This is a genomic window from Sphaerotilus hippei (assembly GCF_003201595.1).
GTDB classification, from domain to species: domain Bacteria; phylum Pseudomonadota; class Gammaproteobacteria; order Burkholderiales; family Burkholderiaceae_C; genus Sphaerotilus; species Sphaerotilus hippei.
Map to the genome: position 1 here is coordinate 147,297 of NZ_QJJS01000003.1, position 21,922 is coordinate 169,218.

21 protein-coding genes are annotated in these 21,922 nt (G+C 70.9%); 8 read left to right on the plus strand and 13 right to left on the minus strand.

Annotated features, from left to right (window positions below):
* Positions 1-10: 10 nt before the first annotated feature.
* Positions 11-685, minus strand: a complete 675-nt coding sequence (locus C7444_RS04410; protein ID WP_245909408.1) for an arylesterase — start codon at positions 683-685, stop codon at positions 11-13.
* On the opposite strand from C7444_RS04410, the gene C7444_RS04415 reads away from it, so the two are divergent.
* Positions 684-1,352: an ABC transporter ATP-binding protein gene (locus tag C7444_RS04415; protein WP_110399620.1), complete on the plus strand. Its 669-nt coding sequence runs from the start codon at positions 684-686 to the stop codon at positions 1,350-1,352. The genes C7444_RS04410 and C7444_RS04415 overlap by 2 nt on opposite strands.
* 31 nt (positions 1,353-1,383) lie before the next feature.
* Positions 1,384-2,157 carry a 23S rRNA (guanosine(2251)-2'-O)-methyltransferase RlmB gene (gene rlmB, locus C7444_RS04420; protein WP_110399621.1) on the plus strand — a complete coding sequence of 258 codons (774 nt, stop codon included), beginning with the start codon at positions 1,384-1,386 and terminating at the stop codon, positions 2,155-2,157.
* Positions 2,158-2,178: 21 nt separating this feature from the next.
* Here rlmB and C7444_RS04425 read toward each other — a convergent pair whose 3' ends face one another.
* From C7444_RS04425 to selD, 3 genes are all read right to left on the minus strand, one after another.
* Positions 2,179-3,369 (minus strand): MFS transporter, encoded by a 1,191-nt coding sequence (locus C7444_RS04425; RefSeq protein WP_110399622.1) that lies wholly within the window; start codon positions 3,367-3,369, stop codon positions 2,179-2,181.
* Complete coding sequence (locus tag C7444_RS04430; protein ID WP_110399623.1) at positions 3,366-4,376, minus strand: D-2-hydroxyacid dehydrogenase family protein; 1,011 nt, start codon at positions 4,374-4,376, stop codon at positions 3,366-3,368. Before C7444_RS04430 ends, C7444_RS04425 begins: the two co-directional genes overlap by 4 nt.
* A 154-nt stretch (positions 4,377-4,530) precedes the next feature.
* Positions 4,531-5,598 (minus strand): selenide, water dikinase SelD, encoded by a 1,068-nt coding sequence (gene selD, locus C7444_RS04435; RefSeq protein WP_110399624.1) that lies wholly within the window; start codon positions 5,596-5,598, stop codon positions 4,531-4,533.
* A 131-nt stretch (positions 5,599-5,729) separates the two neighbouring features.
* On the opposite strand from selD, the gene C7444_RS04440 reads away from it, so the two are divergent.
* From C7444_RS04440 to C7444_RS04460, 5 genes are all read left to right on the plus strand, one after another.
* Complete coding sequence (locus C7444_RS04440; RefSeq protein ID WP_245909409.1) at positions 5,730-6,581, plus strand: putative selenate ABC transporter substrate-binding protein; 852 nt, start codon at positions 5,730-5,732, stop codon at positions 6,579-6,581.
* A gap of 19 nt (positions 6,582-6,600) precedes the next feature.
* Positions 6,601-7,437, plus strand: a complete 837-nt coding sequence (locus C7444_RS04445) for a phosphonate ABC transporter ATP-binding protein (protein ID WP_110399626.1) — start codon at positions 6,601-6,603, stop codon at positions 7,435-7,437.
* 11 nt (positions 7,438-7,448) lie between these two features.
* Positions 7,449-8,276 (plus strand): PhnE/PtxC family ABC transporter permease, encoded by an 828-nt coding sequence (locus tag C7444_RS04450; RefSeq protein WP_110399627.1) that lies wholly within the window; start codon positions 7,449-7,451, stop codon positions 8,274-8,276.
* Complete coding sequence (gene phnE, locus C7444_RS04455; protein WP_110399628.1) at positions 8,273-9,094, plus strand: phosphonate ABC transporter, permease protein PhnE; 822 nt, start codon at positions 8,273-8,275, stop codon at positions 9,092-9,094. The genes C7444_RS04450 and phnE overlap by 4 nt, the downstream gene beginning before the upstream one ends.
* Before the next feature lie 90 nt (positions 9,095-9,184).
* Entirely contained in the window at positions 9,185-10,099 is a 915-nt protein-coding gene (locus C7444_RS04460; protein WP_146219349.1) for a GGDEF domain-containing protein, read from the plus strand.
* Positions 10,100-10,126: 27 nt separating this feature from the next.
* Here C7444_RS04460 and C7444_RS04465 read toward each other — a convergent pair whose 3' ends face one another.
* The 8 genes from C7444_RS04465 to gabT form a co-directional block, all read right to left on the minus strand.
* Positions 10,127-11,605 (minus strand): NAD-dependent succinate-semialdehyde dehydrogenase, encoded by a 1,479-nt coding sequence (locus tag C7444_RS04465; protein ID WP_110399630.1) that lies wholly within the window; start codon positions 11,603-11,605, stop codon positions 10,127-10,129.
* 52 nt (positions 11,606-11,657) lie between these two features.
* Positions 11,658-12,599: an agmatinase gene (gene speB, locus C7444_RS04470; protein ID WP_110399792.1), complete on the minus strand. Its 942-nt coding sequence runs from the start codon at positions 12,597-12,599 to the stop codon at positions 11,658-11,660.
* Positions 12,596-13,429 carry an ABC transporter permease gene (locus C7444_RS04475; protein ID WP_110399631.1) on the minus strand — a complete coding sequence of 278 codons (834 nt, stop codon included), beginning with the start codon at positions 13,427-13,429 and terminating at the stop codon, positions 12,596-12,598. The genes speB and C7444_RS04475 overlap by 4 nt, the downstream gene beginning before the upstream one ends.
* A gap of 10 nt (positions 13,430-13,439) precedes the next feature.
* Positions 13,440-14,681 carry an ABC transporter permease gene (locus tag C7444_RS04480; protein WP_110399632.1) on the minus strand — a complete coding sequence of 414 codons (1,242 nt, stop codon included), beginning with the start codon at positions 14,679-14,681 and terminating at the stop codon, positions 13,440-13,442.
* Positions 14,682-14,719: 38 nt separating this feature from the next.
* Entirely contained in the window at positions 14,720-15,763 is a 1,044-nt protein-coding gene (locus C7444_RS04485) for an ABC transporter substrate-binding protein (RefSeq protein WP_110399633.1), read from the minus strand.
* 76 nt (positions 15,764-15,839) lie between these two features.
* Positions 15,840-16,940, minus strand: coding sequence for an ABC transporter ATP-binding protein (locus C7444_RS04490; RefSeq protein ID WP_110399634.1), 1,101 nt, complete (start codon positions 16,938-16,940; stop codon positions 15,840-15,842).
* 503 nt (positions 16,941-17,443) lie between these two features.
* Entirely contained in the window at positions 17,444-17,701 is a 258-nt protein-coding gene (locus C7444_RS04495) for a cold-shock protein (protein WP_110399635.1), read from the minus strand.
* A 188-nt stretch (positions 17,702-17,889) separates the two neighbouring features.
* The gene (gene gabT, locus C7444_RS04500) at positions 17,890-19,215 is read right to left on the minus strand and encodes a 4-aminobutyrate--2-oxoglutarate transaminase (RefSeq protein ID WP_110399636.1); all 1,326 of its coding nucleotides are present in this window, start codon (positions 19,213-19,215) and stop codon (positions 17,890-17,892) included.
* 217 nt (positions 19,216-19,432) lie between these two features.
* Between gabT and C7444_RS04505 the strand changes: the two genes are divergently transcribed.
* Positions 19,433-20,833 carry an aminotransferase-like domain-containing protein gene (locus C7444_RS04505; RefSeq protein WP_110399637.1) on the plus strand — a complete coding sequence of 467 codons (1,401 nt, stop codon included), beginning with the start codon at positions 19,433-19,435 and terminating at the stop codon, positions 20,831-20,833.
* A gap of 54 nt (positions 20,834-20,887) precedes the next feature.
* Here the strand turns inward: C7444_RS04505 and C7444_RS04510 are convergent, their stop codons facing one another.
* Entirely contained in the window at positions 20,888-21,781 is an 894-nt protein-coding gene (locus C7444_RS04510; RefSeq protein ID WP_110399638.1) for an N-acetylmuramoyl-L-alanine amidase, read from the minus strand.
* Positions 21,782-21,922 lie beyond the last annotated feature (141 nt).

The following is a 21,922-nucleotide window of genomic DNA, read 5'->3' on the forward strand; positions in this document are numbered from 1 at the left end:
CGGCCGGTCCTCAGCGCGCGCTCAGCAGCCAGGGTCGCAGCACCGGCCAGACGTTGTCGAGCAGGCGAGGGTGGGCCGCCGCGTTCGGATGGATGCGGTCGGCCTGGAACCACTTCAGCGGGTCCGGATCCTCGGACAGGCCGGCCAGCAGGAAGGGCACCAGCGCCGTGCCCTCGGCCTGGGCCACCTTGGCGAACAGCCCCGAGAACTCCTGGCCGTACTGCGCACCGTAGTTCGGCGGCATCTGCATGCCCACCAGCAGCACGCGGGCCCGGGCGGCCTTGGCCTCGCGCGCCATCGCCGCCAGATTGGCCTGGGTGGTCTGCAGCGGCATGCCCCGCAGCGCGTCGTTGCCCCCGAGCTCGATCACCACGTGGGTCGGCTGATGGCGCGCCAGCGCGGCCGCCAGCCGGGCCCGCCCGCCCGCGGTCGTGTCGCCGCTGATGCTGGCGTTGATCACCTCGGCATCGATCTTCTGCTGCGCCAGGCGGGCCTGCAGCAGCGCCACCCAGCCCGTGCCGCGCGGCAGGCCGTATTCCGCCGACAGGCTGTCTCCGACCACCAGCACGCGCCGCGGCGCGGCCGCCGCGGCCGGCGGTCCGGCAAGACCGGCCGCAGCGGCGGCCAGCGCAAGCGCGATACAGTGCCTGCGATTCAACAAGGCGCCCTGGCGGCGGGAGAGCATGGTCAGTTCCATCATCGAGGTCGATCGGGTCAGCAAGCAGGTGGAGGATGCGACGGGTCTGCTCACGATACTGCAAGGCGTCGAGTTCTCGCTGGCGCCGCAGGAGTCGGTGGCCATCGTCGGGGCTTCCGGTTCGGGCAAGAGCACGCTGCTGGGCATCCTCGCGGGCCTGGACGTGCCCAGCAGCGGCACCGTGCGCATCGGTGGACAGGATCTGTTCGCGCTCGACGAGGATGCCCGGGCGGCCCTGCGGGGCGCACGCATCGGCTTCGTGTTCCAGAGCTTCCAGCTGATGGGCCACCTGACCGCGCTCGAGAACGTGATGCTGCCCCTCGAGCTGCAGGGCGAGCCGCGCGCGCGCGAGCTGGCCACCGAGATGCTCGGCCGCGTCGGCCTGGCTCAGCGCCTGCGCCACTACCCCAAGCTGATGTCGGGCGGCGAGCAGCAGCGGGTCGCGCTGGCGCGGGCCTTCGTCATGCGCCCGGACCTGCTGCTGGCCGACGAGCCCACCGGCAGCCTCGACCACGCCACCGGCGAGTCGGTGATGCAGCTGATGTTCGAGCTCAACCGCGAGGCCGGCACGACCCTGGTGCTGGTGACCCACGATCCGGCCATCGCCGCACGGTGCGACCGGCAGATCCGCATCGAGGCCGGCCGGATGGTCTGAGCACGCCAGCGACCCGCTACCATCGAGGGCTATGTCAGGAAATCTGCTCTTCGGCTTCCATGCCGTCACCGTGCGGCTCAAGACCGCCCCCCAGTCCGTGCGCGAGCTGCACATCGACGCCAGCCGTCGTGATGCCCGCATGCGCCAGTTCCTCGAGCGTGCCGCCGCCCACGGCGTGCGCGTGATCGAGAGCGACGACGAACGCCTGTCGCGCCTGGCCGGCAATACCCGCCACCAGGGGGTGGTCGCGAAGGTCGAGGTGCTCGCCCGCTCGCAGTCGCTGGATGACCAGCTCGACACCGTCGAGGGCCCGCCGCTGGTGCTGGTGCTCGACGGCGTGACCGATCCGCACAACCTCGGCGCCTGTCTGCGCGTGGCCGACGGCTCGGGGGCTCATGCGGTGATCGCCCCCAAGGACCATGCGGTCGGCGTCAACGCGACGGTCGCCAAGGTGGCCAGCGGCGCGGCCGAGACGGTGCCCTATTTCATGGTCACCAACCTGGCCCGCACGCTGGGCGAGCTGCAGGAGCGCTCGATCTGGGTGATCGGCACCAGCGAGGACGCCGAGAAGACCATCTACGACGTCGACCTGACCGGGCCGGTGGCGCTGGTGCTGGGCGCCGAAGGCCCCGGCATGCGCCAGCTCACGCGCAAGACCTGCGACGAGCTGGTGCGCATCCCGATGCACGGGGCGGTGGAGAGCCTCAACGTGTCAGTGGCCTCCGCGGTCTGCCTCTACGAGGCCCTGCGCCAGCGGCGCCACGTCCGGACGGCCACGAAGCCCGAGGCCCCCGAGGCCGGCTGAGCGAAGGCCCGGGCCGGTCGCTCAGACCGGCCCGCTGCGCTGGCGCCGGGCGGCCCAGGTGCTGATCGCCAGCGCCAGCAGCATCCAGCCCAGGCCGGCCCAGTGCAGGCGGGCGAACGGGTCGGGCTCGGCCGGTGAGCCCAGCAGCAGGCCGCCGCTGACCGCGCCCACCGCCTGGCCCAGGTAGATGGCCGAGGTGTTCATCGCCATCAGCGCCGGCGCCAGCGCGGGCGCGCTCAGGCCCAGCCGGGCCTGCTGGCCCGAGTTGCTGGCAAAACCGGCCAGCGCCCAGGGCAGCAGCACCAGCGCCAGCGTGGCCACTTGCCGGCCCAGCGGCCACAGCAGCAGCGACACCGCCATGCCCGCCAGCGACCAGCCGACCAGGCGGGCCGCGCCGAAGCGGTCGACATGGCGCGACAGCAGCACGTTGCCCAGCAGCCCGAAGGCCCCGAACCACATGAACAGCAGGCTGACCTCGACCGCGCTGGCACCCAGCACCTGGCGGTAGTAGGGCGCCAGGTAGCTGAACACCGTGAACTGTCCGGCGCCCGCCAGCGCGGTGACCGCCACCGTGGCCATCAGCACCGGGTGGGTCAGCGCCCCGCGCCATTGCGCCCGCGACACCTGCGGCGGCTTCACCCCGTCCGGGATGACCCGCCAGACCCAGGTGGCCGCCACGACCGACAGCAGCGTCACCAGCCCGAAGGCCCAGCGCCAGCCCAGCGTCTCGCCGATGTAGCTGTGCATCGGCATGCCCAGCACGGCGGCCAGCGACCAGCCCAGGAAGACCGTGGTGATCGCCTTGCCACGCTGGCCGGGCTCGGCCATGTGGCCGATGGTCGCCGCGGCCTGCGGCGTGAACACCGCCGCGCCGAGCGTGGCCAGCGCGCGCAGCGGCAGCAGCGTGGCGAAGTCGGGGGCGAAGGCGCACAGCAGGTGGCCCAGCGCGTAGGCCAGCAGCGTCCAGGTCAGCAGCCGGCGGCGGTCGAAGCGGCCCAGCAGCGCCGCCAGCAGCGGGGCACCGAAACACATCGTCGCCGCCCCGGCGCTGATGAGCTGGCCGCCCAGCGCCACCGGGATGCCCAGCGAGCGCACCAGGTCGTTGAGCGAGCCGGCCACCACCATCACGCCGCAGCCGATCGCGAAATTGCCCGACAGCAGCGCGGCCCGGCAGGCCAGCGGGCTCGCGGCAGCCGCCGTGCCCGCGCTCATGCGCGGTGCAGCTTCAGCGCGTCCGGGTTGACGATGTGGGTGGGCTGGCCAGCCAGGTAGTTGGCCACGTTGCTGAACGCGGCCTCGTAGTAGCGCTCGTAGCTGTCGAGCTCGACATAGCCGATGTGGGGCGTGCAGACCGCGTTCTCCAGCCGCAGCAGCGGGTGGCCCTGCAGGATGGGCTCGCTCTCGAAGACGTCGACCGCGGCCATGCCGGGGTGGCCGCGGTTGAGCCCGGCCACCAGCGCGCTCTCGTCGACCAGCTCGGCCCGCGAGGTGTTGACGAACAGCGAGGTCGGCTTCATGCGCGACAGGTCGTCCATCGTGATCATGCCGCGGGTCGCCTCGTTCAGGCGCAGGTGCAGCGACAGCACGTCCGAGGAGGCGAAGAAGCCCTCGCGGCTGTCCGAGGCCAGGTAACCGTCGGCGACGGCCCGCTCGCGCGAGCTCGCGCTGCCCCAGACCTGCACCGTCATGCCGAAGGCCTTGCCGTAGCCGGCGACGATCTGGCCGATGCGTCCGTAGCCCCAGATGCCCAGCGTCTTGCCGCGCAGCACGTTGCCCAGACCGAAGTTCGCCGGCATCGAGCTGGCCTTCAGGCCCGACTGCTGCCAGGCGCCGTGCTTGAGGTTGCCGATGTACTGCGGCAGGCGGCGCATCGCGGCCATCACCAGCGCCCAGGTCAGCTCGGCGGGCGCCACCGGCGAGCCCACCCCTTCGGCCACCGCGATGCCCAGGCGGGTGCAGGCCTCGACGTCGATGTGGGCGCCGACCCGCCCGGTCTGCGAGATCAGCTTGACCTTGGGCAGCTTCTCGAGCAGCGCACGCGGCAGGTGCGTGCGCTCCCGGTTCAGCACCAGGATCTCGGCATCCTTGAGCCGCACCGCCAGCTGGCCCGTGCCCTTGACCGTGTTGGTGAAGACCTTGAGGGTGTGCGACTCCAGCAGCTGCGCGCAGGAGAGCTTGCGCACCGCGTCCTGGTAGTCGTCAAGAATGATGATGTTCATGGTGGATCAGCTGCAAGCCGTTGATTCGGTCGTGTTATGGGTGTCGTGCGCAGTGCGTCGGCAGCGGCATTCGACGCCGGTCGGGGGGCGTCGGGGCGGGCGTTCTCTCGAGGCCGATTATCGGCGCTGCCGCCGCCCCGGTCCCGGCCCGCCCTCAGCCCACCGTCAGCCGTGCCGGCCCGTCGCCTCGCGGCCTGACCTCGCCGACCACCGCGGCGGCCTCGAAGCCGTGGCGCCGGAAGGTGGCCAGCACCTCGTCGACCGTGTCCGGGGCGCAGGCCACGAGCAGGCCGCCGCTGGTCTGCGGGTCGGTCAGCAGCGCGCGGCAGGTGTCGGTGGTCTCGGCCGGCAGCGCCACCTCGGCGCCGTAGCCGGCCCAGTTGCGCCCGGAGGCCCCGGTGACCAGGCCTGCGCGGGCCAGCGTGTCCACGCCGTCGAGCAGCGGCACGCGCGACCAGTCGAGGTGCACGTCGCACTGCGCGCCGCGGGCCATCTCGAGCGCATGGCCGGCCAGGCCGAAGCCGGTGACGTCGGTCATCGCGTGCACGCCGGGCAGGGCGGCCAGGTCGGGGCCGGGGGTGTTGAGCCGGGTGGTGGTGGCGATCATGAGTTCGTAGCCGGCCGCGTCGAGGCGGCCCTTCTTCAGCGCGGCCGACATCACGCCGACCCCCAGCGGCTTGCCCAGCACCAGCACGTCGCCCGGGCGGGCATCGGCGTTGCGCTTGACGCGCCCCGGGTGGATCAGGCCGAGCGCCACCAGGCCGTAGATCGCCTCCACCGAGTCGATGGTGTGGCCCCCGGCGATCGGGATGCCCGCGGCGCGACACACCGAGGCCCCGCCCTCGAGCACCCGGCCGATCGTGGCCGGCGACAGCACGCTGATGGGCATGCCCACCAGCGCCAGCGCCAGGATGGGTCGCCCGCCCATGGCGTAGACGTCGCTGATCGCGTTGGTGGCGGCGATGCGGCCGAAGTCGAAGGGGTCGTCGACGATGGGCATGAAGAAGTCGGTGGTCGCGATCAGCGCCTGCTCGTCGTTGAGGCGGTAGACGGCGGCGTCGTCGGCGGTCTCGATGCCCACCATCAGCTCGGGCGGGATGGGCATGGCGGCCGTGCCCCTGAGGATCTCCGACAGCACGCCCGGGGCGATCTTGCAGCCGCAGCCCCCGCCATGCGACAGCGAGGTCAGTTTCGGTTCCGTGGCAGGGGCGCGGGGGGTCATGGCGGTCTCCGGGGTCAGGTGCAGCGTGCGCGATGGCGTGATGTCACCCCGCGCGAGGCCGCACAGGTTACATTGCGGCGCTGTTTTTCCCACCGACCTGTCGATCGACGAGGACCCCGATGCGCCACCCGATGCCTGCCCGTGCCCTGAAGACCCTGCTGACCTGTGCCCTGCTGGGGTTCACCGCCTTCAGCCAGGCCCAGCAGGTGCTGCGCCTGACGGCCATCCCGGACGAGTCGCCCACCGAGCTGGCGCGCAAGGCCGCGCCGCTGGTCAAGTACCTCGAGAGCCGGCTGGCGATGAAGGTCGAGTACACGCCGGTGACCGACTACGCCGCCTCGGTCGAGGCGCTGGTCAACAAGAAGGTCGACATGGCCTGGTTCGGCGGCTTCACCTTCGTGCAGGCGCATGTGCGCTCGGGCGGCAAGGTGATCCCGCTGGTGCAGCGCGAGGAGGACGAGAAGTTCAAGTCCGTCTTCATCAGCGGTGACCCGACCGTGCAGGCGCTGGCCGACCTGAAGGGCAAGGACGTCAGCTTCGGCTCGCAGAGCTCGACCTCGGGCCACCTGATGCCGCGCCACTTCCTGCTGCAGTCTCGCATCGATCCGGACAAGGACTTCCGCCGTGTCGCCTACAGCGGTGCGCACGACGCGACCATCGCGGCCGTGGCTTCGGGCAAGGTGCAGGCCGGGGCGCTGAACATCTCGGTGTGGACCAAGTTCGTCGCCGACGGCAAGGTCGACACCGGCAAGGTGCGCGTGATCTACACGACGCCGGCCTACTACGACTACAACTGGACGGTGCACGCCGACATGCCGGTGGCGCTGCGCGACAAGATCACCCAGGCGATGCTGGCCCTGAGCCGCGACACCGCCGAGGGCAAGGAGGTGCTCGAGGTGCAGCGTGCGACCCGCTTCGTGCCCACCCGCGCCGAGAACTACAAGGGCATCGAGGCCGCCGCCCGCAGCGCCGGCCTGCTCTGAGCGCAGGCGGGTCCGTCCGGTGAAGCTGCAACTGGAGGCCGTCTCGGCCGCCCACCCCGCCGCGCGGCCCGGTGCCGCGCCGGCGCTGCGGGCCATCGACCTGACGGTGCAGGCGGGTGAGGCGGTGGCGGTCATCGGCCCGTCGGGCGCGGGCAAGACCAGCCTGCTGCAGGTGATGGCCTGCGCGCTGCCGCCCCGCGAGGGCCGGCTGCGGCTCGACGGGCAGGACCCGTGGGCCTTGCCCCGTGCGGCGCTGCAGCGGCTGCGCGGCCGGCTCTTCCTCGCGCCGCAGGTGCCGCCGCTGCCCCCGCGCCAGCGGGTGGTGACCGCGGTGCTGGCGGGCCGGCTGCCGGCGATGGGCCTGTGGGCCAGCCTGCGTTCCCTGGTGCACCCGGACGACCTGCCGGGGGCGCAGGCGGCACTCGAGTCCTTCGGCCTGGCCGACAAGCTGTTCGACCGGGTCGACCGGCTGTCCGGTGGCGAGCGCCAGCGGGTCGGCCTGGCGCGCACCCTGGTGGCACCGGCCTCGCTGTGGCTGATCGACGAGCCGCTGTCCGCGCTCGACCCGACGCGGGCGGAGCAGGCCATCGCGGCGCTGATCGACCGCGCCCGCGAGCGGGGGGCGACGCTGGTGGCCTCGCTGCACCAGGTCGACGTGGCGCTGTCGCGCTTTCCCCGGGTGGTCGGCCTGCGCGACGGCGTCTTGGCCTTCGACCTGCCGGCCACGCAGGTCAGCCCCGAGCACCTCGCGCAGCTGTATGCCCGCCACGAGCACGAGCTGCTGCCGGGGCGGCCGGCCGCGGCCGATGTCCCGCCGCCCCGGTCCCCGGCCCCGGTGGGCATGCTCTGCCGATGAGGCCCGAGCGCATGTGCGCCACGGCAGCGGCCCGGCGCGACCCCGCGTGGATCGGCAGGCTGTGCTGGAGCGTGGTCGCGCTGGTGCTGGTCTGGCCGCTGGTGCAGGCCACCGAGTTCCACCCCTGGGTGCTGCTGCAGCCCGACAACCTGCGGGTCACCGGCCAGTTCCTGGGCGGCTTCTTCCCGCCTTCGGTCGAGCCGGGTTTCCTGGCGCTGGTGGCCCGCGAGACCTGGCGCACCGTGGCCATCGCCACCGCGGGCATCAGCCTGGCGCTGCTGCTGGCGATCCCGCTGGCCCTGGTGACCACGCGCATGCTGTCGATCTCGGCGCTGTCGGGGCGCATGGCCACGCTGCCGGCGCTGCTGCGCCTGGGGGTGCGTGCGCTGCTGATCGTGCTGCGCAGCATCCCGGAGCTGGTCTGGGCGCTGGTCTTCGTGCGGGTCGTCGGGCTGGGGCCCACCTCGGGCGTGCTGGCCATCGCGCTGACCTATGGCGGCATGCTGGGCAAGGTCTATGGCGAGATCCTCGAGAGTGGCGAGGCCCATCCGACCGAGGCGCTGCTGCGCAACGGCTGCGGCCGGCTGCAGGCCTTCTTCCACGGGCTGCTGCCGCAGAACGCCGCCGAGCTGACCTCCTACACCGTCTACCGCTGGGAATGCGCGATCCGCTCGTCGGTGGTGCTGGGCTTCGTCGGCGCCGGCGGGCTGGGCCAGCAGATGGACGGCTCGATGAAGATGTTCAACGGTGGCGAGGTCGCCACGATGCTGCTGGTCTTCGTCGCGCTGGTGGCGCTGGCCGACCGCACCAGCGGCTGGCTGAGGCGCTCGCTCGGATGAGCCGCCCGCCCGCACCTTCGCCCGCGCTGCCGCCGCGTCCGACCGGTGGGCGCCGCCAGGCGGTGGCCTTCCTGCTGGGGCTGGGGCTGCTGGTGATCGGCAGCTTCCTGTCGCTGGACCTGCAGTGGGCGCAGTTCCTGTCGCTCGAGGCCGCCCGCAGCATGGGCCGCTTCGTCGGCGAGTTCTTTCCGCCCGACCTCGGCCCGGCCTTCCTGGTCCGGGTCGGCCGCGGTGCGGTCGAGACGCTGGCGATGTCGGCCTTCGGCACCGTGCTGGCGGCGCTGGCCGGCCTGGTGCTGGCCACGTCGGCCAGCCGCCTGCACCCCGGCGACCGCGCCCTGCTGCGCACGCCGGCGCGCTGGCTGCTGAACCTGCTGCGCTCCATCCCCGAGCTGGTCTGGGCCACGCTGCTGCTGATCTCGGCCGGACTGGGGCCGTTCGCCGGCACGCTGGCCCTGGCGCTGCACACCACCGGCGTGCTGGGGCGGCTCTTCGCCGAGGCGATCGAGAACGCGCCGCCCGAGCCGGGTGATGCGCTGCGCACCCAGGGCGTGGGCGCGGGCCGGGTGTTCTTCCACGCGACGCTGCCCCAGGTGCTGCCTCAGCTGATGAGCTACACGCTCTACCGCTGGGAGAACAACATCCGCGCGGCCACCGTGCTGGGCGTGGTCGGGGCCGGCGGGCTGGGGCAGCTGCTGATGTTCCACATGGGCCTGTTCCACATGGGCAAGACCGCCACGGTGCTCGGCGCGATGCTGCTGCTGGTGCTGCTGGTCGACCTGGCCAGCCATGCGGCACGCCGGATGCTGACCCGTTGAGGGCCCGGTAACGGCGGTACTTTCGGTTCAAATCCGCGTCACGGCGTGAAATAGCTGGCGCATCATGCGGTCATGGTGGCGCTCAACAACATGACAGCATCTCTTTCCATCCTGCAAATCGGCTCCTTCGAGCTCACCCAGGCGAACTCCGCGTTCGGCCCCGGCCAGTGGCAGCACTGCGCTGACCTGGCCGCCGCCCAGGCGGTGCTCGCCGAGACCACGCCCGATGCCCTGCTGGTGCATTGCGCCGACGCCCAGGCGCTCGAGGAACTGCTGGCCTGGCCGGCGCTGTCGCAGGCCTCGCTCGACAGCGGGGTGGTGGTGATCGCCCCCGCCCCGACGCCGGGCATGGCCAGCCGCCTGCTGCAGGCGGGCGTGCAGGACATCGTGGCCCGCTCGCAGGCCGACCCCGACCTGCTGATGCGCACGCTGTGGATGGCCGCGCAGCGCAAGCAGGCCGAACAGCACCTGCGCCGCGCCTGGTCGATCGACCTGGCCACCGGCCTGCCCAACCAGGCCCAGCTGGTGGACCTGCTCGGACAGCTCTGCGCGCTGCGCGAGCGCGAGCCGGCGCACATGGCGCTGCTGGTGCTGCGCATCGAGGGGCTGTCGAGCGCGCAATCCCACATGGGGGCCGAGATGGCCCGGGCGCTGCGCCGCAAGATCGCCGTGCGCCTGCGCGCCGGCGTGCGCTCCAGCGATCTGGTCTGCGCGCTGGGCAACGACGCCTACGCCGTGCTGCTGCCCCGCACCGAATCCGACAACGATGCCCGCCGGGTGGCGACCAAGCTGAGCCAGCTGGTCACGCAGCCCTACACCGCGGGTGGTCAGGCGGCGGTGGTCTCGGTGGCCACCGGCCTGAGCCACTACCCGACCGACGGCCGCACGGCCGAGGACCTGCTGCGCCGCGCGCTGTCGTCGGCCGCGCTGCAGCGCGGCGCCGGACGCACCAGCCTGGGCCGCCAGGTCGAGCGCGCCGGCGCGCCGGCCGCCAACGACGACTGATGCCGGGCCCCGGGCCCGGCCACGGGCTCAGCGCAGGATGTCGCCCAGGCAGAGGTACTTCATCTCGACGTAGTCCTCGATGCCGTGGCGCGAGCCTTCGCGCCCCAGGCCCGACTGCTTGACGCCGCCGAACGGCACCTCGGCCACCGAGATCAGCCCGGTGTTGACCCCGACCATGCCCGACTCCAGCGCTTCGCCGACCCGGAAGATGCGGCCGATGTCGCGGCTGTAGAAATAGGCCGCCAGGCCGAACTCGGTGGCATTGGCCTGCTCGATGGCGTCGGCCTCGGTGGTGAAGCGGAACACAGGCGCGACCGGGCCGAAGGTCTCCTCCCGGGCGCACAGCATGTCGGCCGTCACGTCGGCGAGCACCGTCGGCGTGAAGAAGCGCTCGCCCTGGCGGGCCCCGCCCACCACCACGCGTGCGCCCTTGCCGACGGCGTCCGCCACATGGCTCTCGACCTTGGCCAGCGCCTGGCCGTCGATCATCGGGCCCTGGTTCACGCCCGCCTCGAAGCCGTTGCCGACCTGGATGCCGGCGACCTTGGCGGCCAGCTTCTCCACGAACCGGTCGTAGACGCCGTCCTGCACATAGAGGCGGTTGGCGCAGACGCAGGTCTGGCCGGCGTTGCGGTACTTGCTGATCATCGCGCCCTCGACGGCGCTGTCCAGGTCGGCGTCGTCGAAGACGATGAAGGGCGCGTTGCCGCCCAGCTCCAGGCTGAGCTTCTTGACCGTGGGCGCGCACTGCTTCATCAGGATGCGGCCGACCTCGGTCGAACCGGTGAAGCTCAGGTGGCGCACCGTGTCGGAGGCGCACAGCACGTCGCCGATCGCGATCGAGCCGTCGCTGTCGGACGTGATCACGTTGAGCACCCCGGCGGGCATGCCCGCGCGCAGCGCCAGTTCGGCGCAGGCCAGCGCCGACAGCGGCGTCTGCTCGGCCGGCTTGATGATGACCGGGCAGCCCGCGGCCAGCGCCGGAGCCACCTTGCGCGTGATCATCGCGATCGGGAAGTTCCAGGGCGTGATCGCCGCGCACACGCCGATGGGCTGCTTGATGACCAGGAAACGCTTGTTGGCGTCGGTGCTCGGGATGGTCTCGCCGTAGACGCGCTTGCCTTCCTCGGCAAACCACTCGAGGAAGCTCGCGCCGTAGATCACCTCGCCGCGGGCCTCGGCCAGCGGCTTGCCCTGCTCGGCGGTCATGATGCGGGCCAGGTCGTCGGCGTGCTGGTTGAGCAGCTGGAACCACTTCATCAGGATGGCGCCGCGCTCCTTGGCGGTCTTGGCGCGCCAGGCCGGCCAGGCGGCGCGGGCCGCGGCGATCGCCGCCCCGGCCTCGGCCGCACCCAGCAGCGCGACGTCGGCCAGATGGCGGCCGGTGGCCGGGTCGGTGACGTCGAAGCGGGCCGTGCCGGCGATCCAGGCACCGTCGATCAGCGCATCGGTCTTGAGCAGCGACGGATCCTGCAGGGCGGACAGGGGGGAGGTGGACTCGGACATGGGGGACGTTCTCCGTGGGGTCTTGGGGGGTGCGCAGCGGCCGCGCAGGGCCTCAGCGCAGCGGGACGCCGGGCATCACGCACAGCATCTCATAGAGCAGGTTGGCCGCCAGCAGCGCGGTGTTGCCGCTGGTGTCGTAGGGCGGCGAGACCTCGACCAGGTCGGCGCCGACGAGGTTCAGCCCGCGGCAGCCGCGCACGATCTCCAGCGCCTGGGGCACGGTCAGCCCACCGATCTCCGGCGTGCCGGTGCCCCCGGCGTAGGCCGGATCGATGCCGTCGATGTCGAAGCTGAGGTAACACGGGGTCGTCCCGACGAGCGTGCGCACGCGTGCCATCAGCGGGGCCAGCGACTGCCACCAGACCTCGTGCGCCGGCACGATCGTGAAACCCTGGCGGCGCGGCCAGTCGAAGTCGTCGGCGGCGTAGCCGGTGCCGCGCAGGCCGATCTGCCAGACCTTGTCGCCCTGCAGCAGGCCTTCTTCCACCGCGCGGCGGAAGGGCGTGCCGTGGGCGATGCGCTCGCCGAACATGTCGTCGTTGACGTCGGCATGGGCGTCGACGTGGATCAGCGCGACCGGGCCGTGGCGCTCGGCCACCGCCCGCAGGATCGGCAGCGCGATCGTGTGGTCGCCGCCCAGCGTCAGCGGCCGGCAGCCGTGGCCGAGCACCTCCCGGTAGAAGGCCGTGATGATCGGCAGCGACTTTTCCAGCGAGTAGGTGTTGATCGGCACGTCGCCCAGATCGGCCACCTGCAGCGCGTCGAAGGGCGCCGCGCCGGTGGCCATGTTGTAGGGCCGGATCAGCGAGGACTCGGCGCGGATCTGGCGCGGGCCGAAGCGGGCGCCCGGGCGGTTGGAGGTGCCGATGTCCAGCGGCACGCCGATGAAGGCGGCATCGAGGCCGGCCGCGCTGTCGGCCGTCGGCAGGCGCATCATCGTCGCCGGGCCGCCGAAACGCGGCATGGTGTTGCCGCCCAGGGGCTGGTTCTTCATCGCCGCCGTCCCCGGATCCATTCCAGCGCCAGCATCAGCGTGGTGGTGAACAGCGTCAGCAGCGTGGCCACGGCCGCGATGGTCGGGCTGATGTTCTCGCGGATGCCGGTGAACATCTGGCGCGGCAGCGTGACCTGCTCGGGGCCGGCCACGAACAGCGTGACCACGACCTCGTCGAACGAGGTGGCGAAGGCGAACAGCGCGCCCGAGATCACGCCCGGGGCGATCACCGGCAGCGTGACGCGGAAGAAGGTCTGCACCGGACCGGCGCCCAGGCTGAGCGAGGCGCGCACCAGGTTGTGGTTGAAGCCCTGCAGCGTGGCCAGCACGGTGGTCAGCACGAAGGGCGCCCCCAGCGCGGCGTGCACGATGATCAGCCCGAGGTAGCTGTCGGCCAGCCCGATGCGGGCGAAGAACAGGTAGCAGGCCACGCCGACCACCACGATGGGCACGACCATCGGCGCGATCAGCAGGCTCATCAGCAGGCCCTTGCCGGGAAAGCTCACCCGCGCCAGCCCGACCGCGGCCAGCGTGCCGAGCACCGTGGCCAGCAGCGTCGCCGCCGGCGCGACGATGAAGCTGTTCTTCGCGGCCCGGCCCCATTCGGGCGAGGAGAACAGGTTGTCATACCACTGCAGCGACCAGCCCGGCATCGGGTAGGCCAGGAAGGAGCTCGAGGAGAGCGACAGCGGCACGATCACCAGGATCGGCAGCAGCAGGAAGCCCAGCAGGCCCACGCACAGGCCGCGCATGGCCCACCAGCCGAGCTTGTCGGCCAGCGTCGCGTAGGCGGGGAACTGGGGTTTCAGGGCGGACGGCAGCAGATTCATCGTGGACCCCTCAGCCCAGGCTCAGTTCGGATTTGACGACGCGGCGGTAGACCGCGTAGAGCACCAGCGTGGCCGCCAGCAGCACCGCGCCCAGCGCGCAGGCCATGCCCCAGTTCACCTCGACGTTGGTGTACTGGGCGATGTAGTAGGACAGCATCTGGTCGTCCGCCCCGCCCAGCAGCGCCGGCGTCACGTAGTAGCCGATGCTCAGGATGAAGACCAGCAGCGAGCCCGCGCCGATGCCCGGCCAGGTCTGCGGCACGTAGACGCGGAAGAAGGCGGCCAGCGGTGCGCTGCCCAGGCTGACGGCCGCGCGCAGATAGGTCGGCGGCACCGACTTCATCACGCTGTAGAGCGGCAGGATCATGAAGGGCAGCAGGATGTGCACCATCGCGATGATCACGCCGGTGCGGTTGAACAGCAGCGCCAGCGGCTCCTCGATCAGGCCCATGCCCACCAGGGCCGAGTTGACCAGGCCTTCGCGCTGCAGCAGCACGATCCAGGCGGCCACGCGCACCAGGATGGAGGTCCAGAACGGCACCAGCACCAGGATCATCAGCACGTTGGCCTGACGGGCCTGCAGCGTGGAGAGCCAGTAGGCCAGCGGGTAGGCCAGCAGCAGGCAGATCAGCGTGACGACGGCGCTGATGTTGAAGGTGCGCAGCAGGATCTTGCCGAAGACGGCCCGCTCGGGCTCGACGGCGTGGATCTCGCCGGCCTCGTCGCGGTGCAGGTCGACGGCGGTCAGCAGGTAGTCGGGCGTCCAGCGGCTCGAGTTCTTGGCGATCGCGTGCCAGTACTTCAGGTCGGCCCAGCGGGCGTCGACCGCCAGCAGGCGTTGCTTGACCTGCTCCGGGCTCAGGCCGGCCTCGAAGGACGGCAGCGCGCGGTAGGTGGACATCACCAGCGAGCGTGCGCCGGCGACCTCGGTGTTGAGCCGGCGCGCCAGCGCGCCGGCCTGGGCGGTCTCGGGCAGGGCCGACAGGTCCTGCGCCAGCGCCGCGTAGGCGGTGGCCGGCGGCTCGACCGCCCGGTCCCAGCCCGCCAGGGCCGGGCCGGTGCGCACGAGCACGTCGGCCACTTCGGGGTTCTCCACCGCACGCTGCAGCAGCGCGCCGATGGGGACGATGAATGTCACCAGCAGGAAAATCAGCAGCGGCAGGGTGAGGGCCACCGCCGTCAGCTTGCGGCGTCGCTCGGCCCTGTGCAGCGAGCGGGTCAGTTCGGCCGAGCCGAGGGTGGCGGTGGTCATGGTCGGTCAGATCTCCAGGCGGGTGACGGTCGGGCGCCTTACTGGGCGGCCCAGGCGGCGAAGCGCTTTTCCAGCTCTTCGCCCTGGTCGGCCCAGAACGTGATGTTGAACTTCAGCGCATCGCCGCTGTTGGCCGGCGAGGTCGGCAGCAGGGCCAGCGTCTTGGCGTCCAGCTTGCCCAGCGCCTTGTTGTTGGTCGGGCCGTAGGAGATCAGCTTGGCGTACTCGGCCTGGGCTTCGGGCTTGGAGGCCTCGGTGATGAACTTCATCGCCAGGTCCTTGTTCGGTGCGCCCTTCGGGATGACCCAGTAGTCCAGGTCGTAGATGCCGCCGGTCCAGCTGATCTTGAGGTTCTTGCCCTCGCGCTGCGCGGCGTCGATGCGGCCGTTGTAGGCGGTGGTCATGACCACGTCGCCGGCGACCAGGAACTGCGGCGGCTGCGCGCCGGCTTCCCACCACTGGATGCTGGGCTTGAGCTCGGTCATCTTCTTGAAGGCCCGCTCGGCACCGGCCGGCGTGCCCAGCACCTTGTAGACGTCGGCGCTCTTGACGCCGTCGGCCATCAGCGCGAACTCGAGGTTGTAGCGTGCGCCCTTGCGCAGGCCACGCTTGCCGGCGAACTTCCTGGTGTTCCAGAAATCGGCCCAGGTGTGGGGGCCGTCCTTGAGCTTGTCGCCGTTGTAGGCCATCACGGTCGACCACACGAAGATGCCCACGGCGCAGTCCTGCACGGCGGCGGGCTGGAAGTCGGCCTTGTTGCCGACCTTGGACCAGTCGATCTTCTCGAACAGGCCTTCGTCGCAGCCGCGCGCGGCATCCGGGCTTTCCACCTCGACCAGGTCCCAGCTGACCTTCCTGCTCTCGACCATGGCCTTGATCTTGGCCTGCTCGCCGTTGTATTCGACGCCGATCACCTTGGTGCCGGTGCTCTTCTCGAAGGGCTCGACATAGGCCTTCTTCTGCGCGTTGCCGTTGGCACCACCGAAGTTCACGACGGTGAGCTGGCTCTGCGCGAAGGCAGGCGCAGCCGACAGGCAGGCGACCACAGCGGCCAATGCCAGAGCGACGGGGGCTTTTTTCATGGATGCACTCCTGGTGCGGTTGGGAAAAGAGAACTCGGGAACACGGAGCCGGGGACCTGGGGGCGAGGGGCCGCGCTCAGGCGTAGACCCGCAGGAAGGTCGGCGGGAAGCGCAGCCAGACCGCCTCGCCGGCCGCGGGCACCCGCGGCAGCGACAGCGGCACCTTGACCGTGGCCTGCTCCTGGCCGGCGATCGCGCAGCGCAGCCGCAGGTGGTCGCCGAAGTAGATGACGTCGTTGACCGCGGCCTTGACGACGTTGTGGCGGTCGGCGGGCTCGTCGAGCAGCGCCTCGATGCGCTCGGGCCGCACGCAGGCCAGCACCGTGCTGCCGGGGTGCACGCCGTTGACGTTCACGCCCGTCAGGCGCTCGCCGCCGGGCAGCACCAGCTCGCAGGGGCCGCCGGCCACCGAGTTGGTGGCCCCGCAGCTGCCCGCCAGCAGCGTGCTGTCGCCGACGAATCCGGCCACGAAGCGGTTGCTCGGCGTTTCATACAGGCGATCGACCCGGTCGATCTGCTGGATCTCGCCGTCGTTGAAGACCGCGACCCGGTCGCTCATGGTCAGCGCCTCGCCCTGGTCGTGGGTGACGTAGACGAAGGTCACGCCCAGCTGGCGGTGCAGTTCCTTGAGCTCGATCTGCATGTGCTCGCGCAGCTGCTTGTCCAGCGCGCCCAGCGGTTCGTCCATCAGCACCAGCTGCGGCTCGAACACCAGCGCGCGCGCCAGCGCCACGCGCTGCTGCTGGCCGCCGGAGAGCTGGCCCGGGAAGCGGTCGGCCTTGCCGTCGAGCTGCACCATGGACAGGGCCTTGGCCACGCGGGTGGCGATCTCGGCCTTGGGCACCTTGCGCACCGTCAGCGGATAGGCCACGTTGTCGCCCACGCTCAGGTGCGGGAACAGCGCGTAGTTCTGGAAGACCATGCCGAAGTTGCGCTTGTGCGGCGGCGTGCGGGTGATCGGCGCACCGTCGAGCAGAATATCCCCGGCGGTCGGCGATTCGAATCCGGCCAGCATCATCAGGGTCGTGGTCTTGCCCGAACCTGACGGGCCGAGCAGCGAGAGAAACTCGCCGCGCTGAATCTCCAGATCCAGCGAGCGCACCACCAGGCTGAGACCGTCATAGGTTTTCTGGACGCCGGTGAAACGGACCAGGGGACGAGGCAAGGCAGAGTTCATGGTGTCGGCGGTACAGGCTCGGGTTCCAGGGCAGGCGGGCGTGAATCAGGGGGATGACGTCACGACCGGGCGGACTGTAGGAGCACGCCGGGCAAGGGCCCATGTACACAGCCGGAGATCTGCAGATGCACTGTGCAGGCGGATGAACCGGTACAGCACAACACCTATTGCCCTTGTTGGTGCATGGTGTTTGTGTGCGGTGCATCGGCGGCGGTGGCCGCACAGGCGCGGGTCAATCCAGGGCCTGGAAACCCGGTGAACCACCGGATCAAAAACTCGTGCCAGGGGCAGGCGCTGTCCCGGGGCTCGAAAAAAGCCGCTTTTTTGCGGGCCACCGCCTGACGTGGCCCACCGGCATGGATCCGGCCTGTGTCGCCGTCGCAACGCACGTCACGGTCCGTGCCGGATCACAAGGCAGCGAGCCCGGGGGTCGTCAGGACCTCCCGGGCTCGTGATGAGGGGGGCAGGGCGGGCCGGTGATCGTCTCGGCGCCGTCCGCAGGCTCAAGGGCCTGCCGTGGCGCCGCCATCCTCGCCGCCGGTGCTGCTGCCGGCGCTGGCCAGGGCCACGATGTTCTGTGCCGAATATCCCTTCTCCCCCTGGATCAGTTCGAATTCGACCCGGGCCCCTTCCTTCAGCGACCGGTATCCGTCCTTGACGATGGCAGAAAAGTGCGCAAAGACATCCCCGGTGATTCCGTCAGCCTCGATGAAGCCGAAACCCTTCTGATCGCTGAACCACTTGACGTTACCTTGATGCATACATGTACTCCAAAACCACAAACAGGATAGGGGTTATTGTGGGAGTATCTGGAAGTTTGTTGCCCATACCAAAGTCGGGGAGCGACGGGCGGCAAACAACAGTCGGGCCAACAAAAAAAGGCGTGCCGCGGACGGCACGCCTTCTGTCGTTGTTCGATCGCTGATCGGCCGGCCCGGGCCGGCGCCGATCACTTGCCGGCAACCGCCGTGGCCAGGCTGGCCTCCAGCACCGCCAGGCCTTCGTCGAGCAGCGCATCGCAGGCCGTCAGCGGCACCAGGATGCGGATCACGTTGCCATGCACGCCGCAGGACAGCAGCACCAGGCCGCGCCGCAGCGCCTCGGCACAGGTGCGGCGCGTCAGGTCGGCGTCCGGGCGGCTCAGGTCACCGTCGGTGAACAGCTCGATGGCGATCATCGCCCCCTGGCCGCGCACGTCCTGGATGCACGGCAGGCGCGAGGCGATGCCATGCAGGCCGGCCGTCAGGCGTGCGCCCACCGCCTGGCTGCGCTCGAGCAGTCGCTCTTCCTTGAACACGTCGAGCACCGCCAGCGCGGCCGCGCAGGCCAGCGGGCTGCCGGCGTAGGTGCCGCCCAGGCCGCCCGGGCCGGGGGCGTCCATCAGCTCGGCCCGGCCGATCACCGCGGAGATCGGGAAACCGCCCCCCATCGACTTGGCCATCGTGACGATGTCGGGTGCGCCCACGCCGGCGTCGACCCACTGCTCGCAGGCCAGCCAGGTGCCGGTGCGCCCGGCGCCGGTCTGCACCTCGTCGGCGATCAGCACGATGCCGTGCTGGTCGCAGAGCTGGCGCAGCGCCCGCACGAAGGGGATCGGCGCGACGTAGAAGCCGCCTTCGCCCTGGACTGGCTCGAGGATGATGGCCGCCACGCGGGCGGCCTCGACGTCGTACTTGAAGATCGCCTCGATCGAGGCGATCGCGTCCTCGACGCTGACGCCATGCAGCGGATTCGGGAACTTGGCGTGGTAGATCTCGGCCGGGAAGGGGCCGAAGCCGGTCTTGTAGGGCGCGACCTTGCCGGTCAGCGCCATGCCCATCATGGTGCGGCCATGGAAGCCGCCGCCGAAGGCGATGATGGCCTGGCGCTTCGTGGCGGCCCGGGCGATCTTGATGGCGTTCTCGACCGCCTCGGCGCCGCTGCTCAGGAAGAACGCCTTCTTGGCGAAGTCACCCGGCGTCAGCTCGATCAGGCGCTCGGCCAGCTCGACGTAGTTCTCGTAGGCCAGCACCTGGAAGCAGGTGTGGTGGTGCTGGTCGAGCTGGGCCTTGACGGCCTCGACGATCTTCGGGTGGCGGTGGCCGGTGTTGAGCACGGCGATGCCGCCGGCGAAGTCGATGTAGCGGCGGCCCTCCACGTCCCAGACCTCGGCGTTCTCGGCACGCTCGACGAACACCTCGTAGGTCTGGCCGAGACCGGCGGGCAGGGCGGCACGACGGCGGGCCATCAGGGCCGCATTGCTGGTGTCGGTGGAAACGTGGGGATCACGGTGCATGGTCGGGGCTCTCCGGTGGGGACGGGCAGGGAAGGTCAGGTCATCGACTGTAGGCAGCCCGGGCAACCGCTACCATGCACAGACAGCCTCCAGCCCGCGGTGCACTGTGCTGGCGACCCGGCCGGTACAGCTCGCCGCCCTGCACAGGCCTGGTGCCGGATGCTGCCTTTCGTGCGTGTTCCGGTGCTTCGTGCACCCTTGTCTTTCCTGCCGCGGCATGTTTTCGCTCAATCCCCAGTCTCCCATTCCGCTGGTCAGCCAGATCGTCGACGGCCTGCGCCGGCTCATCGATGACGGCTCGATGCGTGCCGGCACCAAGGTGCCTTCGATCCGCCAGTTCGCCCATGCCCACGAGGTCAGCGTCTTCACCGTGGTGGAGGCCTACGACCGGCTGGTCGCGCTGGGCTATCTGGTGTCGCGCCCGCACTCCGGCTTCTTCGTGCGCAAGCGGGCCGCCACCGAGGTGCCCGCCACCGAAGCCGCGCCCAGCGGTGGCTACAGCTTCGATTCGGCCTGGTACCTGCGCAAGATCTTCGAGAGCCGCCACCTGGCGATGAAACCGGGCTGCGGCTGGCTGCCGCACGACTGGCTCTTCGAGGAGGGCGTGCGGCGCAGCCTGCGGGCGCTGGCGGCCGAGCATGTCGACCTGGGCGGCTACGGCGACCCCAAGGGCTTCGCGCCGCTGCGACAGCTGATCCGGGATGCGCTGGCCGAGCAGGAGATCGTGATCTCGCCCGACCAGGTGCTGCTGACCCAGGGCTCCAGCCAGGCGCTGGACCTGGCCGCCCGCCGCCTGGTGCGTGCGGGCGACACCGTGCTGGTCGACGACCCCGGTTATGCCAACCTGCTGTTCTCGCTGCGGTTCGCCGGCGCGACCATCGTCGGCGTGCCCCGCACGCCGCAGGGCTACGACCTGGCCACGCTCGAGCGGCTGATCATCGAGCACCAGCCGCGCGTGTTCTTCACCCAGCCGCGGCTGCAGAGCCCGACCGGCTCGGTGGCCCAGCTGGCCCACCTGCACCGCCTGATGCAGCTGGCCGAGAAGCACGACTTCATCGTGGTCGAGAACGACATCTACGTCGACCTCGATCCCGACCCGCGCGCCTCGCTGGCCAGCCTCGACCAGCTCTCCCGGGTGGTGCACGTGGGCAGCTACTCCAAGACCATCTCGCCCAATCTGCGCTGCGGCTTCCTGGTCGCGCATCCGGACATGGTCGAGGACCTCGCCCAGCTCAAGATGATCTCGGGGCTGACCTCGTCGGAGTTCAGCGAGCGCATCGTCTACGGCGCCTTGACCGAAGGCCGCTGGCGCAAGCACCTCAAGGGCCTGCGCGATCGCCTGGGCGAAGCCCACGAGCGGGTGGCCGGACGGCTGCACGACCTGGGCTTCGAGCTGTTCTGCGAGCCCAAGGCCGGCATGTTCCTGTGGGCCCGCCATCCGCAGCTGCCGGACGCGGGCGCGGTGTCCAACCAGGCGGGCGAGGACGACATCATGCTCGGCCCCGGCCACCTCTTCTCGGCCAACCAGGCCACCGCGGCCTGGATGCGTTTCAACGTCGCCTTCTGCGGTGACGACCGGCTGTTCCGTTTCCTGGGCAGCCTGCTGCCACCGCGCTGACCCCGCGCAGGCGCGGCGTCCCTCGCCGTGCCGCTGTCGTGCCCGCCGCGGTGCTCAGTGCCGCGGCTTGCGGCCCGATTTCCGGGGTGCCGCCGCGGGCTCGGGCGCGCTCGCCGCCACCTCCCGGCCTCGCGGCGCGGCGACCGGGCCCAGGAAGGCATTGGCCACCCAGCCCTCGAGGTCGGTCGGCCCGGCCACCTCGACCCGGTTCCAGCGCGCGCCGATCTCGAGCACCAGCACCTCCGTGCCGCGGGGCAGCGGGGCGGCGACGGGCTCGAAGTCCGCGCCCGGGCCGCGGCGGATGTTCAGCGTGGAGGCGGTGACGACCCGGTGCTCGAGCAGGCCGTCGCTGCGGCCGGTCACCCGCGAGCGCAGGGCGGCCAGCGGAAAGGCCGGTCCGGGGTCGCATTTGCGGCCGGGGGCGGCGTCCTCGTGGCCGATGACGTCGAGCAGCCCGTACCGGGCCACCAGCAGCTCCGCCAGCTCCAGCGCCCGCTCGATCTGCGCGCCGGTGTAGGCATGCCAGGGCCGTTGCGGCCCGCCGTGCCGGTGCACGGCACGCTGCACCTCGGCCGTGTCGATCTCCTTGCGAAACCAGGTGAAGCAGCGTCCGCCGATCTCGTCGAGCACCCCGGCGTTGTCCATCTCGATGCCGATGCTGTGCTGGTTGAGGCCGGTGAGCCCGTCCCAGGCGCTGACGCCCGCATGCCAGGTGACGACGTTGAACGGGGCGAGCTGCACGATGCGGCCGTCGCGGCCGAGCACCAGGTGGGCCGAGGCGTTGCCGCTCGGCTTGCGCGTGCACAGGCTGGCGACCGAGCTCTCGGCCGAGCTGCCTGCGGTGTAGTGCAGCATCAGGTAGCGCGGCGTCAGGGGCCCGCCGATGTTGGGGGTGCCTCGGAAGGTGACCTCGTCGCCGACGAGGCGGTGCTTGTCGATGTGCAGCATGGATTCCTCCTGTGCCGATCCGTCAAGGGGCTGGCGTCCTGCGGGGACGCCGACGTGAATCTATGTTTGCGGGGCCGGTCTGCACACCCCCTCGATGACTGTTTGTGTCGGCATTTGTAAAGCGCGCCGCCTTCTATAATT

Excerpts from the sequence above, each read along its gene's own strand:
- C7444_RS04425 (WP_110399622.1), bottom strand. The coding sequence starts at position 3,369 with ATGAGCGCGGGCACGGCGGCTGCCGCGAGCCCGCTGGCCTGCCGGGCC.
- gabT (WP_110399636.1), bottom strand. The coding sequence starts at position 19,215 with ATGCACCGTGATCCCCACGTTTCCACCGACACCAGCAATGCGGCCCTG.
- C7444_RS04415 (WP_110399620.1), top strand. The coding sequence starts at position 684 with ATGGTCAGTTCCATCATCGAGGTCGATCGGGTCAGCAAGCAGGTGGAG.
- C7444_RS04410 (WP_245909408.1), bottom strand. The coding sequence starts at position 685 with ATGCTCTCCCGCCGCCAGGGCGCCTTGTTGAATCGCAGGCACTGTATC.
- phnE (WP_110399628.1), top strand. The coding sequence starts at position 8,273 with ATGAGCCGCCCGCCCGCACCTTCGCCCGCGCTGCCGCCGCGTCCGACC.
- C7444_RS04465 (WP_110399630.1), bottom strand. The coding sequence starts at position 11,605 with ATGTCCGAGTCCACCTCCCCCCTGTCCGCCCTGCAGGATCCGTCGCTG.
- C7444_RS04490 (WP_110399634.1), bottom strand. The coding sequence starts at position 16,940 with ATGAACTCTGCCTTGCCTCGTCCCCTGGTCCGTTTCACCGGCGTCCAG.
- C7444_RS04505 (WP_110399637.1), top strand. The coding sequence starts at position 19,433 with ATGTTTTCGCTCAATCCCCAGTCTCCCATTCCGCTGGTCAGCCAGATC.
- C7444_RS04495 (WP_110399635.1), bottom strand. The coding sequence starts at position 17,701 with ATGCATCAAGGTAACGTCAAGTGGTTCAGCGATCAGAAGGGTTTCGGC.
- C7444_RS04480 (WP_110399632.1), bottom strand. The coding sequence starts at position 14,681 with ATGACCACCGCCACCCTCGGCTCGGCCGAACTGACCCGCTCGCTGCAC.
- C7444_RS04430 (WP_110399623.1), bottom strand. The coding sequence starts at position 4,376 with ATGAACATCATCATTCTTGACGACTACCAGGACGCGGTGCGCAAGCTC.
- C7444_RS04440 (WP_245909409.1), top strand. The coding sequence starts at position 5,730 with ATGCCTGCCCGTGCCCTGAAGACCCTGCTGACCTGTGCCCTGCTGGGG.
- selD (WP_110399624.1), bottom strand. The coding sequence starts at position 5,598 with ATGACCCCCCGCGCCCCTGCCACGGAACCGAAACTGACCTCGCTGTCG.
- C7444_RS04485 (WP_110399633.1), bottom strand. The coding sequence starts at position 15,763 with ATGAAAAAAGCCCCCGTCGCTCTGGCATTGGCCGCTGTGGTCGCCTGC.
- rlmB (WP_110399621.1), top strand. The coding sequence starts at position 1,384 with ATGTCAGGAAATCTGCTCTTCGGCTTCCATGCCGTCACCGTGCGGCTC.
- C7444_RS04510 (WP_110399638.1), bottom strand. The coding sequence starts at position 21,781 with ATGCTGCACATCGACAAGCACCGCCTCGTCGGCGACGAGGTCACCTTC.
- C7444_RS04460 (WP_146219349.1), top strand. The coding sequence starts at position 9,185 with ATGACAGCATCTCTTTCCATCCTGCAAATCGGCTCCTTCGAGCTCACC.
- C7444_RS04450 (WP_110399627.1), top strand. The coding sequence starts at position 7,449 with ATGTGCGCCACGGCAGCGGCCCGGCGCGACCCCGCGTGGATCGGCAGG.
- C7444_RS04475 (WP_110399631.1), bottom strand. The coding sequence starts at position 13,429 with ATGAATCTGCTGCCGTCCGCCCTGAAACCCCAGTTCCCCGCCTACGCG.
- speB (WP_110399792.1), bottom strand. The coding sequence starts at position 12,599 with ATGAAGAACCAGCCCCTGGGCGGCAACACCATGCCGCGTTTCGGCGGC.